General features: G+C 61.9%; 14 protein-coding genes and 1 pseudogene. 3 read left to right on the forward strand and 12 right to left on the reverse strand.

The window, feature by feature from the left end; all coding sequences use genetic code 11:
* Window positions 1–217: 217 nt before the first annotated feature.
* The 12 genes and pseudogenes from P2T68_RS02290 to P2T68_RS02345 form a co-directional block, all read right to left on the reverse strand.
* Entirely contained in the window at window positions 218–862 is a 645-nt protein-coding gene (locus P2T68_RS02290; RefSeq protein ID WP_102625441.1) for a methionine ABC transporter permease, read from the reverse strand.
* Window positions 852–1,967 carry an ATP-binding cassette domain-containing protein gene (locus P2T68_RS02295; protein ID WP_102625440.1) on the reverse strand — a complete coding sequence of 372 codons (1,116 nt, stop codon included), beginning with the start codon at window positions 1,965–1,967 and terminating at the stop codon, window positions 852–854. Before P2T68_RS02295 ends, P2T68_RS02290 begins: the two co-directional genes overlap by 11 nt.
* Window positions 1,964–2,779, reverse strand: coding sequence for a MetQ/NlpA family ABC transporter substrate-binding protein (locus P2T68_RS02300; RefSeq protein WP_102625439.1), 816 nt, complete (start codon window positions 2,777–2,779; stop codon window positions 1,964–1,966). The genes P2T68_RS02295 and P2T68_RS02300 overlap by 4 nt, the downstream gene beginning before the upstream one ends.
* Before the next feature lie 14 nt (window positions 2,780–2,793).
* Window positions 2,794–2,880: pseudogene (locus P2T68_RS02305) on the reverse strand (outer membrane lipoprotein carrier protein LolA); the annotation flags it as partial.
* 8 nt (window positions 2,881–2,888) lie between these two features.
* Entirely contained in the window at window positions 2,889–4,250 is a 1,362-nt protein-coding gene (locus P2T68_RS02310) for an LLM class flavin-dependent oxidoreductase (RefSeq protein ID WP_024072781.1), read from the reverse strand.
* Window positions 4,250–5,443, reverse strand: coding sequence for an SfnB family sulfur acquisition oxidoreductase (locus P2T68_RS02315; protein ID WP_024072782.1), 1,194 nt, complete (start codon window positions 5,441–5,443; stop codon window positions 4,250–4,252). Before P2T68_RS02315 ends, P2T68_RS02310 begins: the two co-directional genes overlap by 1 nt.
* A gap of 24 nt (window positions 5,444–5,467) precedes the next feature.
* Window positions 5,468–6,709, reverse strand: a complete 1,242-nt coding sequence (locus P2T68_RS02320; protein WP_277378973.1) for an SfnB family sulfur acquisition oxidoreductase — start codon at window positions 6,707–6,709, stop codon at window positions 5,468–5,470.
* A gap of 187 nt (window positions 6,710–6,896) precedes the next feature.
* Window positions 6,897–7,682 carry a hypothetical protein gene (locus P2T68_RS02325; protein ID WP_277378974.1) on the reverse strand — a complete coding sequence of 262 codons (786 nt, stop codon included), beginning with the start codon at window positions 7,680–7,682 and terminating at the stop codon, window positions 6,897–6,899.
* Between the two features lie 369 nt (window positions 7,683–8,051).
* Complete coding sequence (gene tcyN / locus P2T68_RS02330) at window positions 8,052–8,798, reverse strand: L-cystine ABC transporter ATP-binding protein TcyN (protein WP_024072785.1); 747 nt, start codon at window positions 8,796–8,798, stop codon at window positions 8,052–8,054.
* A 3-nt stretch (window positions 8,799–8,801) separates the two neighbouring features.
* On the reverse strand, window positions 8,802–9,467 hold the full coding sequence (tcyL, locus tag P2T68_RS02335) for a cystine ABC transporter permease (RefSeq protein ID WP_032884921.1): 666 nt from the start codon (window positions 9,465–9,467) through the stop codon (window positions 8,802–8,804).
* A complete protein-coding gene (tcyJ, locus tag P2T68_RS02340; RefSeq protein WP_024072787.1) occupies window positions 9,467–10,261 on the reverse strand; it encodes a cystine ABC transporter substrate-binding protein in 795 nt (264 codons plus the stop codon). The genes tcyL and tcyJ overlap by 1 nt, the downstream gene beginning before the upstream one ends.
* A 279-nt stretch (window positions 10,262–10,540) precedes the next feature.
* Window positions 10,541–11,536, reverse strand: coding sequence for a D-cysteine desulfhydrase (locus P2T68_RS02345; RefSeq protein ID WP_277378975.1), 996 nt, complete (start codon window positions 11,534–11,536; stop codon window positions 10,541–10,543).
* Between the two features lie 166 nt (window positions 11,537–11,702).
* Between P2T68_RS02345 and epsC the strand changes: the two genes are divergently transcribed.
* From epsC to P2T68_RS02360, 3 genes are all read left to right on the forward strand, one after another.
* Window positions 11,703–12,629: a serine O-acetyltransferase EpsC gene (gene epsC, locus P2T68_RS02350; protein ID WP_041160815.1), complete on the forward strand. Its 927-nt coding sequence runs from the start codon at window positions 11,703–11,705 to the stop codon at window positions 12,627–12,629.
* Window positions 12,630–13,053: 424 nt separating this feature from the next.
* Window positions 13,054–15,015 (forward strand): choline transporter BetT, encoded by a 1,962-nt coding sequence (gene betT / locus P2T68_RS02355; RefSeq protein ID WP_172831369.1) that lies wholly within the window; start codon window positions 13,054–13,056, stop codon window positions 15,013–15,015.
* Between the two features lie 187 nt (window positions 15,016–15,202).
* Entirely contained in the window at window positions 15,203–16,552 is a 1,350-nt protein-coding gene (locus P2T68_RS02360; RefSeq protein WP_277378976.1) for an OprD family outer membrane porin, read from the forward strand.
* Window positions 16,553–16,562: the final 10 nt, after the last annotated feature.

Below are 16,562 nucleotides of genomic sequence, written 5' to 3' on the forward strand. Positions count from 1 at the left end.
CTTGCCCTAATGCCGTTCAGTTAAGCGTACATCGCCTTCTGTAGGAGCGAGGGGGACGCCTAGTTCTTGCTCGCGAAAAACGTCAACGATAACGCGTGTTTCCTGAATGAACGCGGCGCCTGTGAGTTTTTCGCGAGCAAGCTCGCTCCTACAAAAAAGCCTTAACTGAACGGCATTAGGGCTTGCCCCGCGTCGGGCTGCGCAGCAGCCCCAGCTTTCAGCGCTTATTCAGCCCCCGCGCCAACCGATCGCCACCCAACTGGATCGCCGCCACCAGGATCACCAGCAGCACAATCACCGTGAGCATGATCTGCGTATCGAAACGCTGGTAGCCGTAGCGGTAGGCAATGTCGCCCAAGCCACCGGCGCCGATTGCCCCGGCCATGGCCGACGAGTTGATCATGGTCACCAGGGTGATGGTGAACCCGCCGACAATCCCCGGCAGGGCTTCGGGCAACAGCACGTGCCAGATGATGTGCCAGCGCCGGCAGCCCATGGCCTGTGCGGCTTCGATCAGGCCGTGGTCGACCTCGCGCAGACTCACTTCGGCGATCCGCGCAAAGAACGGTGTAGCGGCGATAGTCAGCGGTACCACCGCCGCCCATACGCCATAGGTGGTGCCGACGATCAACCGCGTGAACGGGATCAGCGCCACCATCAGGATCAGGAACGGAATGGAGCGGAACAGGTTGACGAACGCCCCCAGCACCCGGTTCAACGCAGGCGCCTGGTAGATGCCGCCCTTGTCGCTGGTGACCAGGAACACCGCCAGCGGAATGCCCACCAGCAACGCGATCAGCGATGACACGCCGACCATCAACAAGGTGTCGAGGGCACCCTGTACTAAACGATCAAACCACATAGCCCACCACCTCTACCTGTTGTGCCCAGCGCCCGGCGCGATTGCGCAGCGCTTCGGCGTTATGGGGCGAGCCGTTCACTGCCAGCAGCAGTTGCCCCAGGGCATGCCCCTGGATGCGTTCCACGCCGCCCTGCAGCAAGCGCACGCGCCCGCCAAGTGCGCCGAACAGCGCGGCCAGGTCCGGTTCATCGGTAGCGCTGCCGGTGAACTGCAAGCGCAGCACCACGGCCGCGTCTGACGACGCGGGCGTGGCCTGCAAACGGCTTTGCAGTTCGTCCGGCAGCCCGTGTTGCAACGGTGCCAGCAGGGTCTTGCTGACCTCATGTTGCGGGTTGCCGAACACTTTCCACACCGGGCCTTGCTCGACGATGCGCCCGTGTTCCAGCACGACCACGCGGTCGCAGATTTCGCGGATCACCGCCATCTCGTGAGTGATCAACACGATGGTCAAACCCAGGCGCCGGTTGATCTCGCGCAACAGGCCGAGGATCGATTGGGTGGTCTCCGGGTCGAGGGCCGAGGTGGCCTCGTCGCATAACAGGATTTGTGGGTCGTGCACCAGCGAGCGGGCAATGCCCACACGCTGTTTCTGCCCGCCTGAGAGCTGCGCCGGGTAGGCCTTGTGCTTGTCCTGCAAACCCACCAGTTCCAGCAGCTCACGGACCTTTTGCTCGCGTTGCGGCTTGGGCACGCCGGCGACTTTGAGCGGCAATTCGACGTTCTGCCACACGGTCTTGGCCGACATCAGGTTGAAGTGCTGGAAGATCATGCCGATACGCCGACGCAGCGCCACCAGACGGTCTTCGTCGTAGTCGCCGATGTCCACCTGATCGATCAGCACGCGCCCGCTGCTGGGTTGCTCCAGGCGGTTGATGGTGCGGATCAGCGATGACTTGCCGGCGCCGCTGCGGCCGATAATGCCGAACACTTCACCACGCTGGATCGCCAGGTCGATGCCTTGCAAGGCATGCACGCTGCCGTCGTAGGTCTTGCCCAGGTTGATAAAGCGCACGTGCGCGCGGTTCAGGTCCGGGTGCAGTTCGGTCTGCTCGGCGTCCCTGGGCGGTAAACCCAGGTCGCGCAGTTGAGAGTGGGCGGCGGTCATTTTTTGTCTTCCCAACCGACTTGGTACAACTTGCCAAGGGATTTATCCAACGCCGCGCGCACCACTGGCGAGTGCTGGTAGATGTCGACGAACTTGATCACGCGTGGGTCGGTTTTGCTTTTGGGCTGGATCACGAACTGGATCACGTATTCCGGGTGGTCGAGACCGTCGAACAGCAGCGCCGACTCGGCATCGAAGGTCTTCGACAGGCGGATATACGCCGGGTAGCCCTGCACCAGGTCCGCATCGTCATACGCGCGCACCAGTTGCACGGCTTCGACTTGCAGGATCTTGATCTTCTTCGGGTTGCTCACGATGTCTTCTTCGGTCGCCTTGTAGCCCACGCCCGGCTTGAGGGTGATCAAGCCGGCCTTGGCCAGCAGTTGCAGGCCGCGACCGCTGTTGATCGGGTCGTTGGCAATCGCCACGCTGGCGCCTTGGGGCAGGTCGTTGATGCTTTTGTATTTTTTCGAATACAGCCCGACGTTGTTGATGATGCCCGGCGCGTACGGCACCAGGTCAAAACCAGCGGCGGCCTTGGCGTTTTCCAGGAACGGGATGTGCTGGAAGTAGTTCACGTCGATGTCACCGGCGGCCAGGCTGACGTTGGGCGCGATCCAGTCGGTGAATTCCACCAGCTCGACTTTCAAGCCTTGCTTGCCGGCTTCGGCGACGGCGGCTTCCAGGGGAATGGCGAAGGCGGCGGTGGTGCCGATTTTCAACGGTGCATCGGCGGCGAACACCGCCGCGCTGAACAACCCGAAGGCCAGGGCCAGTGCTTTGACTGGGTGGGAGAGCAGGATCTTTTTCATAATCGAGTTCCAGTTGTAGGAGCGAGCTTGCTCGCGAAAAATTTGAGGGCGCTGCGGGGTATCAGAGGCCACGCGTTATCGTTAACTATCTTCGCGAGCAAGCTCGCTCCTACAGGGGGCAGTGGCGGTAGGTGGAGCCGGTGTGTTGTTTGGGCAAGCGCGCGCTGCGCTGGAATACCTTTTCCCGTAGCGTGCCGTTCTCATACTCGGTCTTGTACGACCCACGCTTCTGCAACTCCGGCACCACCAGGTCGATAAAGTCCACGTAGCTTTCCGGCGTCACAATGCGCGTGAGGTTGAAGCCATCCAGGCCGGTTTCGCTGATCCAGGATTCCAGCTCGTCAGCGACCTGTTCGGGCGAGCCGACCAGGGTGATATAGCGCCCACCGAGGGCGTGCTGCTCGAGCAATTTGCGCCGGGTCCAGTCGTTGTTTTGCAGGTTCTTGGTGGCCGACTGGATCGCGTTGCTCTTCACGTACTGGATCGGTTCGTCGATTTCGTATTGGGAAAAATCAATCGCGGTGGACGCCGAGAAATGCGCCACGCCGGCCTCCGCGCTGGCGTAGCTCAAGTACTCGGCGTGCTTGGCCCACGCCAGTTCTTCGGTGGCGCCGACGATCACGTTGAGGCCCATGAACACCTTGATGTCGTCCGGGTTGCGCCCGGCCTCGACTGCGCTGGCGCGCACCTTGTCCACCTGCACCTTGGTCGCGGCCTTGTTTTGCCCGCTGATGAATACACACTCGGCATGCCGCCCGGCGAACAGCAAGCCACGCTCCGAACTGCCGGCCTGGAACAGCACGGGCGTACGCTGCGGCGACGGTTCGCACAGGTGGTAACCCTCCACCTGGTAGAACTCGCCGTGATGCTCGACCTTGTGCACCTTGCCCGGCTGCGCATACACCCGCGCTTGCGGATCGTTGAGCACCGCGTCGTCTTCCCAGCTGCCTTCCCAGAGCTTGTAGAGCACCTCCAGGTATTCATCGGCCTGGTCGTAGCGCCGGTCATGCTCGACCTGTTCGGACAGGCCCATGGCCTTGGCGGCGCTGTCGAGGTAGCCGGTGACGATGTTCCAGCCGACACGGCCACGGCTCAGGTGATCGAGGGTGGACATGCGCCGGGCGAACAGATACGGCGGCTCATAGGTGAGGTTGGCGGTGAGGCCGAAGCCGAGGTTTCTGGTCACTGCAGCCATCGCCGAGACCAGCAGCAACGGGTCATTGACCGGCAGTTGGATCGACTCCTTGAGCGGCACATCAATCGAGCGCTGGTACACGTCGTACACGCCGACGATATCGGCGATGAACAAACCGTCGAACAACCCGCGCTCCAGGGTTTGCGCCAGGTCGGTCCAGTACTCGATGCTCTTGTATTGGGTGGACGTGTCCCTTGGATGGGTCCACATACCGTGGTTGATATGCCCGATGCAGTTCATGTTGAAGGCATTGAGCAGGATCTTTTTCTTCGCCATCAGATGGTCCCCCGCAGTGGCGGGTTTTCAGCGTTGAGGTAGTAATTACCTACCGCGTGGTACTTCCAGCGCACCGGGTCGTGCAGGGTGTGCACGCGGGCGTTGCGCCAGTGGCGGTCGAGGCCGTGCTCGGCCAGGGTGGCCTGGCTGCCGGCCAGTTCGAACAGGGTGCTGCCGGCGGCCAGGGAAATCTCGGTGCTCAAGGCGCGCACTTCGGCCACGGCAATCGACGCCGCCGCCACGGTGTCGGCATTGCTGTCGGCCTGGGCGCGGTCGAGGTAAACACCGGCACGTTCCAGCAAGGCTTCGGCAGCGTGCAGGCGGATGCTCAGGTGGCCAAAACTCTTCAGGGTCAGCGGGTCTTCGGTGGCTTTGTCGTTGCCGGAATCGATCCACGGGCGGGTCTTGGTGCGCACAAAGTGCAGCGCGTCCTCGAAGGCGGCGCGGGCGATGCCGGTGTCGATGGCGGCGTGAAGGATCTGCGCCAACGGGCCTACGGTGGTGGGGCGCTCGAAGGCGCTCTGGAACGCAATCACGTCGTGCGCGGCGACCCACACATTGTCGAAGACGACGGAGCCGCTGCCGGTGGTGCGCTGGCCGAAGCCACTCCAGTCGTCGATCACGTTCAGGCCTTCGCTGTCGCGGGGCACGAAGGCCAGTTGCTGGATGCCGTGTTCATCCACCACCGAGGTGGGGATGCGTTGGGCATAGATCGCGCCGGTGGCGTAGAACTTGCGTCCGCTGATACGAAAGCCATCGCCATCGCGGGTGAGGGCGGTCACGCGGTCGTGGGCGGTCTTGGTGCCCAGTTCCGCCAGGGCGTTGCCGAAGCGTCGGCCGGCGAGCACTTCGGCGTACAGGCGTTGTTGCTGTTCAGGGCTGCCATTCACGCGCAGCACTTCGAGGGCATAGAAATGGTTTTGCGGAATCTGGCCCAGCGAGGCGTCGGCCTGGGCGATCAGCGCAATGACTTTGGCGAGGGTCACGTTGGATACGCCGGCGCCGCCGTATGCCTTGGGCACGCTGATACCCCACAGGCCAGAGCGCGAAAACACGTCCAGTTCGGGCAGCGGCAGGCGGCGTTCGCGGTCGCGCTGGGCGCTGTCGCGGCGCAAGTCTTCGGCCAGGTCGCTGGCGACAATAAGGGCTTGTTCGTCGCTGGTGATAACCGCGACACGGTGAGAAAGGGTCATGAGTTTCTCCAGAGGTCTGGTCGGTTAAATCCAGGAATGGCGAGCCGGCAATGTGCCGTTCAAGCGATAGGCGCCAACGGCGTGATACTTCCAGCGCACCGGGTCGTGCAGGGTGTGCACCCGCGCGTTGCGCCAGTGACGGTCGAGGTTGAATTCGGCGAGGGTGGCGCGGCTGCCAGCCAGTTCGAAGAGTTTTTCGCTGACCAGCAACGACACTTCAGTGGTGAGCACCTTCGCCTCGGCCACGGCAATCGACGCCCGCGCGGCGGACTGGGCGGTGATCGGCGCGGCGCTGACCTGGTCCAGCACCTGACCGGCCTTGCGCAGCAGCGCCTCGGCGGCGTGCAGTTCGATTTTCAGCTTGCCGATATCGGCGATCACATACAGGTCATCGCTGGCGCGTTCGACCTTGGCGTCGATCCACGGGCGCGAACGCTCGCGCACAAAGGCGATGGTGTCATCCAGCGCGCCACGGGCAATGCCGGCGTCGATGGCGGCCTGGATCAATTGCGAGACGGCGCCCTGGATATTCGGGCTTTCGCCGATACGCCAGTTCTCGACCACCAGCTCTGCGTCGACCGGCACCTGGTCCAGCAGCACGGTGCCGCTGGCGGTGGTGCGTTGGCCAAAGCCGGACCAATCGTCGACGATGCGCAGCCCTTCGGTGCCACGGCGCACAAATGCCATGACCTGCTTGCCGTCATCGTTCAACGCTTTGACCGCCACCCAATGGGCAAACAGCGCACCGGTGGAATAAAACTTCTGGCCGCTGATCACATAACCATCGCCCTTGGCAGTGATGCGCGCCTTGAGTTCCAGGGTGTTCCTGGTGCCGCGCTCCGGGCCGCCATTACCAATGCGCCAGCCGTCGAGCACGCTCTGGAACAGATGCTTTTTCTGGCGCTCGGTGGCGGCACCCTGCAACAGGTGCAGGATGCCGAAATGGTTCTGCGGGATCTGCCCGAGGGCCGGGTCTGCCGCGCTGATGATCGCGAACACATCGGCCAGGGTCACGAACGACACTTGTGGGCCGCCGTACTCACGGGGAATGGAAATGCTGCCCAGCCCGCTGCGGGTGAATTGCTCGATCTGTGCCCACGGCAACTTGCGCTGCTGGTCGCGCTTGGCGGCTTGCAGGCGCGCAGCCTGGGCCAGCTCATGGGCCGCGCTCAACGCTTGGGCGTCGTTGCGCAGCACAGTGGCTGGCAACAGCAGGGGGGCTACGTCCAGATCACTCTGGGGGGGTGTTAGAGCCAAGTTAGACATCAGCGCCGCTCCTTGGCTGCACGTAATGCCCTGGCGTTGCGCACCGGGGTAATTCTGACCATACCGACCTCGCATTCAATGAAATGAAAACAAAACAATCAGGAATGTCCGGTGGTCCGGTGCATATACCCTAAGCGTGTTAAATCTTTAAATAAACTAACTTTTAGGAATATGCATAGAAGGTCCGTCACCCAGGTTCCAAGGGGGAACCGAGGCGACGCGGTTGATAGGGCAGCGCGTCCCTGGCCGCACGGGTCGGCGCCTGGGGCGCACAGGCGGCGATGCGCAAAGTGCGGGCGGGCGCCCAGCGTGAATTATTGCCAACCCGATCGAGGATGCAGTACGTCACGTCCAGCCGGCTGTCGTCGCCCGCTTCGAGAATCACCGCTGAAGGTACCCACACCTGGACCGCCAGGCCGACGCTGCGCGTCGTTATTTTCGGCAGGTCCAGGCGCACATCACCCCAGCGCAGGGTGATGGCGTCGCCGCTGGCCATGTTCAGGTAAGGCTCGATGGTCAGCGGAATACCGCGACGTACCTGGCTGCCGTTGACGCCGTAACGGCCGATCATCGCGGGCACCCTGATGGGGGCGAGGTTCTGGTTTTCGTCGCTGTACAACGCCGAGGGCTGGCCGCCTGGGCCGTTGGTCTTGACGCGTACCTGCGTCACCGCCGAACGGGCCGGGCTGCGACCGACTTGCATGACCTGGTAGTGAACCTGTGCCAGGCCATCCTGCACGAAGCTTTCGGGCACCCGCAGGTGGGTGGGGGTGCCGACCTTGCACGCCGTTACCCGACGTGAGGCGGCGAAGCAGTTGTTCCAGAACAGTTCGATCAGGTCGCCTTCATCCATGCCCGGATAGGGGGCGATATCGACCTGCAGTTGGGTGGCGGCCAGGGCGTTGATGCCGTGCGGCAGGGCCTGGGGCAGGGTCGGGGCGGTGAGCATGGCCGGGGTTGCAGTGCGCGTCATAAGTCATCTCCTTGATGCAGCCAGCAGCAATCGTTCCGGACCTTGGGCGCAGGTGCGCAAACGGGACCGAAAGGAACGATTCAGTGAGTAGCCGGGATAGGATCCAATCCTCTGGGTGCTAGATAAGAGGGTTGACCAGGGAGCGTCAATGGCGGCAAAAGGCTAAACGGCGGGTTCGAGAAGATTCAGAAGGGTCTGACTGGGCGGGGGATTTTAAGAGGGGGTGGTGGGGCGATTTACTGGCTGGAACGAAGCATTCCTGTAGGAGCTGGCTTGCCAGCGAAGACCGTCCAGACGACACGGTTAATCCGGTTAAACGCGTTATCGTTGACGATTTTCGCTGGCAAGCCAGCTCCTACAGGGTGGGTCTCAGTGGGCCAGGAATTTGCTCAGGAACTGCCGGGTCCGTTCTTCCTTGGGGTTGGCGAACAGCGCCTTGGCTTCACCCTGTTCGACGATCACGCCCTTGTCGAAGAAGATCACCCGGTTGGCCACATCACGGGCAAAGCTCATCTCGTGGGTGACGATGACCATGGTGCGGTTTTCTTCGGCCAGGCTGCGAATGGTCGCCAGCACTTCACCCACCAACTCCGGGTCGAGTGCCGAGGTGGGTTCGTCGAACAGGATCACCTCCGGCTCCATGGCCAAGGCGCGGGCAATCGCCACGCGCTGTTGCTGGCCGCCGGACAGGCGCCGTGGGTAGGACGCTTCCTTGCCCGCCAGGCCGACCTTGGCCAACAAGCTGCGACCCAGGGTAACCGCCGCTTCGCGGGGCATCTTCTTGACCACGATCGGGCCTTCGATGACGTTTTCCAGTGCGGTGCGGTGGGGGAACAGGTTGAAGTTCTGGAACACAAAGCCCACGTGCTGGCGCAGACGCCGCACCAGGCCCTGTTGCTGGTTGAGCGGCTTGCTGCCGTCGATCTCGATGTCACCCACCTTGATGCGGCCGCTGGTGGGTTCTTCGAGGAAGTTCAGGCAGCGCAGGAAGGTGGTCTTGCCGGAACCGCTGGGGCCGATGATGGCGACGACTTCGCCTTCCTTGACCTCAAGGTCGATACCGTTGAGCACCACCTGGCCGTTGAATTGTTTGGTCAGTTTTTCAACCACGATCATGCTTCAAGACTCCAGGTCATGCCGGTTGACCCGGTCTTCCAGGCGGTTTTGGAAGTGCGCCAGGATGCTTGCCAGCACCCAGTAGATCAGGGCGGCGGACAGATACATGGTGAAAATCTCGAAGGTGCGCGCCGACACCAGTTGAGCCTGGCGGAATAGCTCCGGCACCTGGATGGTGGCGGCCAGCGCGGTGTCCTTGACCAGCGAAATAAAGCTGTTGCCCAAAGGTGGCAAGGCGGTGCGCATCGCCTGCGGCAGGATGGCCCGGCGCAGGGTCTGCGCACGGGTCATGCCGATACTGGCGGCGGCTTCCCACTGGCCACGCTCGATGGAAGCGATGGCGGCCCGCAGGATTTCACAGGCGTAGGCGGCCATGTTCAGCGAGAAGCCGATCATCGCCGCCGGGATCGGATCCAGCTCGATGCCCACTTGCGGCAAGCCGTAGTAGATCAGGAACAGCTGTACCAGCAAGGGCGTGCCGCGAAAGAACGACACGTAGACGCGGGCTGTCCAGCTCAGCAGCTTGAAGCGCGACAGCCGCATCAAGGCCAGGCCGAAGCCCAGCAGCAAACCGAAAAACATCCCGCCAAGGCTGAGAATCACCGTGTAATACGCGCCCTTGAGCAGAAAGGGCGCGGAGTCCAGCGCGAGTTGGAAACCTGCTTCCATTATTGAGTGACGTCAGCGTTGAAGTACTTCTCGGACAGCTTCTTCAAGGTGCCGTCGGCGCGCAGCTTGTCGAGGGCCTTGTTCACCGCTTCAAGCAACTCGGGCTCGCCTTTGCGCAGGGCGATACCGGCTTCCTGACGGGAGAAGGCGTCGCCGGCAGCGGCGGTGTCCGGGGCTTTCTTGGCGTATTCCAGGGCCGCCAGGCGGTCGATCAGGATGGCGTCGATACGGCCGATGCGCAGGTCCTGGAACTTGGTCGGGTCATCGTTATAGGTCTTGATAATGGCTTTGGGTTGGTTGTCCTTGAGCCATTGTTCGTAGTTGGTGCCCAGGCCTACCCCGACTTTCTTGCCGGCCAGGTCGTTGGCGGTCTTGATGGTGTCGAGGTTCTTTTTCAGCACCAGCGCCTGGATACCGGAAACGGTGTAAGGCGTGGAGAAGTCGTACTTCTTCTTGCGCTCTTCGGAGATGGTGACTTGGTTGACGACGGCATCCAGGCGCTTGGATTCCAGGGCGGCGAGGATGCCGTCCCATGGCGTGGCCTGGAGCTTGACCTTGACGCCCAGCTCTTTGGCCAGGGCTTCGGACAGTTCGACTTCGAAACCGCTGAGCTTGCCGCTTTCATCGACGAAGCTGAACGGCGGGTAGGTGCCTTCCAGGCCGATTTTGATCTCGCCGGCCTTTTTGATATTGCCCAGTTGCTCGCCGGCAACTGCCTGGCCCAGCCAACCAGCCCCGAGAGCCAGCCCCAATGTGCCGACCAGCAAGGTGCGACGGAATACGGAAATAGTCATGAAGAGCCCCTGTGTTTTTTATGTTGAGCGAAGCAGGTGACGCGGTAGTCGTATCCTGCCTTAAAGCGCGAAGCGCGTCTTCGCCTTCGGCGCGATGATAAAGCCGGGTTTTAAGACTTGAAAATAATATAAATCAATTCATTTATGCTTATCTGGAATATGTGGCGACCCTAATGTGGGAGGGGGCTTGCCCCCGATAGCGGTGTATCAGTAACAAGTGAGCTGGCTGACACTCCGCTATCGGGGGCAAGCCCCCGCCCATATTCAGCCCGCGTTTATTCAGCTGAAAACCGAGTCATAGGCAAACAACGCCGGTGCCCCGCCGGTATGCAGGAAAATAATCGGGCCATCTTCAAAGCGCTGGCGCCCGATACCGTCCAGCAAGCCGGCCATGGCCTTGCCAGTGTAGACCGGGTCCAGCAGCAGGCCTTCCTGGCTTGCCAATAGCTTGACCGCCGAAAGGGTGCCGGCGTTCGGTTCGCCATAACGAGGGCCGAAATATTCGTCCCACAGAATCACTTTGAACGCGTCGGGGATGTCCACGCCGAGCAACTCGGCCGTGCGTTCGGCCAGGCCCTGCACTTTCGGCAACTGCGCTTCCTCGGTGCGCGACACCGTAACGCCGATTACCGGCAACTTCGGCAGCATTTCGCTCAAGGCCAGTGCCAGGCCGCTGTGGGTACCGGCGCTGCCGGAGGCCAGCACCACGGCGGCAAACTCGATCCCTCTGGCCTCGATCTGCCCGGCCAGTTCCAGGCCGGCGCGCACGTAGCCCAGGGCGCCGAGTGCATTGGAGCCGCCGATGGGGACGAGGTAAGGCTTCTTGCCGTTGCTGCGCAGGCGTTCGGCGAGGGCGTTGAGTTGCTCGTCGACGTTGTCGAGGTTCTCCACCAACTCGACCTTGGCGTCGAACAGCTCCAGCAGCAGGCGGTTGCCGTTGCCCAGGTAGTTGGGGTCTTCGGTGCCGGTGGGGTTTTCCAGCAGGGCGACGCAGCCCAGGCCGAGCTTGGCGGCGAGCGCGGCGGTCTGGCGTACGTGGTTGGACTGGATGGCGCCAGCGGTCACCAGGGTGTCGGCCCCCTGGGCGAGGGCATCGGCGGCCAGGTATTCGAGTTTGCGCAGCTTGTTGCCGCCCAGGGCCAACGGCGTGGTGTCATCGCGTTTGACGTAGATATCGCGTCCCAGCCAGGTCGACAGCCGCTCGAGTTTTTCCAGGGCGGTGGCACCGCCCAGCAGTTCCAGACGGTTAAAGCGGTCGAGCTGTTGTTTGATCATGGCTACGCACGGTTGCTAAGTGATGGAGGGACTATAGGCAGGCACTTTTCATCGGGCAACCGTCAATCGCATATGCCGGAAGGTTCTTAGCATCACACCATTGGTTCTTAAGGGCGGCCGGGGTGCATACCGTAAAGTGATGGCCATTTCGTCAGGAGTGAATACCGTGAGTGAGCGTTCCAGTCATTGGCAATTACAGACCATCGTCAGCCAACTGCGCGGCGCCCGTGACCAGTGGCGTGCGCGCAATGGCCGTTTGAGCGGCGAGCACGGCGGGCGTGAGCTGCCCTCGCGCGAAGCGGTGGCGCAGATTCTTGAAGCGCTGTGTGGTGCGCTGTTCCCGATGCGCCTGGGGCCGGTGGACCTGCGTGAAGAGAGTGAAGATTTCTACGTCGGGCATACCCTCGATGTTGCCCTCAACGCCTTGCTCGCTCAGGCGCGCCTGGAACTGCGCTATGCCGCCCGGCAAAGCGGCCAGGACGACAGCGACGTCGACGCCCTTGCCATCCGCTTGATCCAGGACTTCGCCCTGGCCTTGCCGTCCCTGCGCAGCCTGCTCGACACCGACGTGCTGGCCGCTTACCACGGCGACCCTGCCGCGCGCAGCGTGGACGAAGTGCTGCTGTGCTATCCGGGGATCCTGGCGGTGATTCACCATCGCCTGGCGCACCATCTGTACCGGGCCGGCCTGCCGCTTTTGGCGCGGATCAGCGCGGAAATCGCCCACTCGGCCACGGGCATCGACATTCACCCCGGCGCGCAGATTGGCCCAAGCTTCTTTATCGACCATGGGACCGGCGTGGTGATCGGCGAAACCGCGATCATCGGTGAGCGGGTGCGCATCTACCAGGCCGTGACCCTTGGCGCCAAGCGTTTCCCGGCAGATGAAGATGGGCAGTTGCAGAAGGGCCATCCGCGCCATCCGATTGTCGAGGATGACGTGGTGATCTATGCCGGGGCGACGATCCTCGGGCGGATCACCATCGGCAAGGGTTCGACCATTGGCGGTAACGTGTGGCTGACCCGCAGTGTGCCGGCGGGGGCGAATATTACGCAGGCGAATTTGCAGCATGATGATGGGGCGCAGAAATAGCGCCGGTCTTGAAAATCACACACAACCCTGTGGGAGGGGGCTTGCCCCCGATATAGGTGGTTCAGTCAATGCATCTGTGACTGACACACCGCTATCGGGGGCAAGCCCCCTCCCACATTTTGTGACTGCATTGCAAAGTTGAGCCGTATTTCAGTCAGCAAGGGCTGAACGATTTGCCTCTCCCACCCGTCATACCAATCCTTGAGCTGATGTAGGAATCCCCTACCACTCGGCCCTGCGATTAGTCCCAGACTGCCTATCCATGTTTAACTTGAATGCTCGTTCAAGTTAAACCGGTGGTTCGCTGCCCGCTCACAACAGGAGGCTTACCTTTGCTGAGTCCGTTATTCACAGCCACATCCTTCACCCTCGGGGTGCATCGTTCATGAGTGCATCGTCCACCCCAGCCAGCGGCCTGGTGCGCATGAATGCGCCCGTCTTCTACTTTGCCGCGACCTTCATCCTGCTGTTCGGCATCACTGTCATCGCTATCCCGCAACAGGCTGGTGCCTGGCTGCTGGCGGCGCAAAACTGGGCGGCCAATACGGTCGGCTGGTACTACATGCTGGCGATGACCCTGTATCTGGTCTTCGTGGTGGTCACCGCGTTATCGGGCTACGGCAAGATAAAACTCGGTGCCGACCACGACGAGCCCGAATTCAGTTACCTGTCCTGGGCCGGCATGCTGTTCGCCGCCGGCATCAGCATCACGCTGTTTTTCTTCTGCGTTTCCGAGCCGCTGACCCACCTGGTGCAACCGCCCCAGGGCGAGGCGATGAATGCCGATGCCGCGCGCCAGGCCATGCAGATTCTCTTCCTGCACTGGGGCCTGCATGGTTGGGGGGTGTTTGCCTTTGTCGGCATGGCCCTGGCGTACTTCGCCTACCGGCATAACCTGCCGCTGGCCCTGCGCTCGGCGCTGTACCCGCTGATCGGCAAACGCATCAATGGCCCTATCGGCTATGCGGTGGACGGCTTCGGCATCATCGCCACGGTGTTTGGCCTGGGTGCCGACATGGGCTTTGGCGTGCTGCACCTCAACTCCGGCCTCGACTACCTGTTCGGCGTTGCCCACACCCAGTGGATCCAGGTCGGCTTGATCACCTTGATGATGGGCGCGGCGATCCTCGTCGCCGTGGCCGGCGTCGACAAGGGTGTGCGGGTGATGTCCGACATCAACATGCTGCTGGCCTGCGCGCTGCTGCTGTTCGTGTTGTTTGCCGGCCCCACCCAGCACTTGCTCAACACCCTGATCCAGAACATCGGTGATTACCTGGGTGCGCTGCCGACCAAGAGTTTCGATGTGTACGCCTACGACAAACCGAGCGACTGGCTGGGCGGCTGGACGGTGTTCTACTGGGCCTGGTGGATCGCATGGTCGCCGTTCGTGGGCCTGTTTATCGCACGGATTTCCCGTGGCCGGACCATCCGCGAATTCGTGTTCGGCGTGCTGCTGATCCCGCTGGGTTTCACCCTGGCGTGGATGTCGATTTTCGGCAACAGCGCTATCGACCAGGTGCTCAACCACGGGATGACCGCGCTCGGTCAGTCGGCCATCGATGACCCCTCGATGAGCCTCTACCTGCTGCTGGAAACCTACCCGTGGAGCAAAACCGTCATCGCGGTCACGGTGTTTATCAGCTTCGTGTTCTTCGTCACGTCGGCCGACTCCGGCACGGTGGTGCTCTCAACCCTGTCGTCCAAGGGCGGCAACGCCGATGAAGACGGGCCGAAATGGCTGCGGGTGTTCTGGGGCGCCATGACCGCGCTGGTCACCAGTGCGTTGTTGTTTGCCGGCAGCATCGACTCGCTGAAGTCGGCCGTGGTGCTGACCTCATTGCCGTTCTCGCTGATCCTCTTGCTGATGATGTGGGGGCTGCACAAGGCCTTCTACCTCGAATCGCAAAAGCGCATCGCCCAGTTGCATTCGCTGGCGCCGGTGTCGGCCTCGCGCAAAGGCAAGGGCGGTTGGCGCCAGCGCCTGAGCCAGGCGGTGCACTTCCCATCGCGGGACGAGGTGTACCGCTTCCTCGAATCGACCGTGCGCCCGGCGATCGAAGAAGTGACAGCGGTGTTTGTCGAGAAGGGGCTCTCGGTCGTGACTCAGCCCGATCCTTCCAACGACAGCGTCAGCCTGGAAATCGGCCACGGCGAGGAGCACCCGTTCATCTACCAGGTGCAGATGCGCGGCTACTTCACGCCGTCGTTTGCCCGTGGCGGCATGGGTTCCAAAGAGATCAACAACCGTCGCTACTACCGCGCGGAAGTGCACTTGAGCGAGGGCAGCCAGGACTACGACCTGGTGGGCTACACCAAGGAGCAGATCATCAACGACATCCTCGACCAGTACGAGCGGCACCTGCAGTTTTTACACTTGGTTCGCTAGCCGTTTGTGGGAGGGGGCTGGCCCCCTCCCACAAAAAACCGCGCAAGGCCCTGAATTCACGGGCTTTCTTAAATTTAATTTCATCCGCCTGCGCGCCGTTTTGACGCGTAACTGTCATCTGGCCACTGCGTAATTGTGTGAAGCGTTTGACGCTTTCATTTCAGAACAGTGACGGAGACCGGTACCCATGAAGACGTTTTTAAGCCCTGTGGTGGGAGCCGCCATGGCGAGCTTTATGCTGTCTGCCCATGCCGATTTTATCGATGACAGCCACGCCGACGTGACCCTGCTCAACCGCTACCTCAACCAGCAGGGGCGTGACGTGGTTGGCAGCAATGCCAAGGCCCACAGCATTCGGGATTGGGGCCAGGGGTTCGAGTTCAACTTCAAATCGGGCTACACCGAGGGGCCGGTTGGCTTTGGCTTGGACCTGCAAGCGTTCTACGGCTTGAAGCTGGATTCCGGCGGCGACCTCAACGACAAGGACCACCAGGGCCGCTACCCTGGCAGCATGTTCCCGCTGGACAACGGCAAGTCCGCCGACCAATTCGGTGTGCTCAGCCCGACCTTCAAGATGCGCTTTGCCAAGGATGAGTTGCGCGTTGGCACGCTGTACGGCAACAACCCGGTGCTGGCCAACACCGACGGGCGTCTGTACCAGCAGACCAACACCGGTGTGCAACTGGTGTCCAAGGACCTCAGTGACTTTACCTTCACCGGCGGCGATATTTTCAAGACCAAGATCCGCAACGAAACCGGCGACCAGGGCATGATCACCGCTGGCGGGACCAAAGAAAGTGACCGCTTCCTGTTCGGCGGTGCGGACTACAGCGGCATACAGAACACCACTGTCAGCTTGTGGTACTCCAACCTTGAGGATTACTACCAGCAGTTCTTCCTCGGCGCCAAGCGCCATGACGCCTTGTCAGTCGGTGCGATCGACACCGATGTACGCGTGTTCCGCAGCCTGGGGGTAGGCGGTAACGCCGATGGCGACAAAGACTTTGCCGGCGCCGGTTTATATGGCGATGGCAGCACCAAGGGGCGCATCAACCAGTCCACCGTCAGCCTGCTGGAAAGCTACAGCCTGGAGGGCCATACCGTCGGCCTGGGCATCCAGAAAAACAGTGGCGACAGCGACTTCCCGTACCTGGATTCCGGCCTGAACAGCGGCGATAACCGGCAAGGGCCTGGCTCGGGTGCCGACACTCCGGCGTTGACCAACATGCAGTTGAACAAATTCCAGCACGCGGGTGAGCGCACCTGGCTGGCGCAATACAAATATGACTTCGGCAAGCTTGGCCTCAACGGCCTGACGTTCTCCGCTGCCTATGCCCACGGCGATGACATCCGCACTGCCCAAGGCACCACCAGCGAATGGGAACGTAACGTGGCCGTGGCCTATCAAGTGCCGACCGGGACCCTCAAGGGCCTTGGTGTCACATGGAAAAACGCGCACGCCAGCCCGGACATTACCGGCGCCACGGTGCAGGACGAAAACCGCTTCTATGTCAGCTATGTCGTTCCCCTCTGGTAGGCAATTGCTG

Origin of the sequence: Pseudomonas sp. G11 (assembly GCF_029457515.1) — a bacterium.
Taxonomy (GTDB): Bacteria; Pseudomonadota; Gammaproteobacteria; order Pseudomonadales; family Pseudomonadaceae; genus Aquipseudomonas; species Aquipseudomonas gorinensis.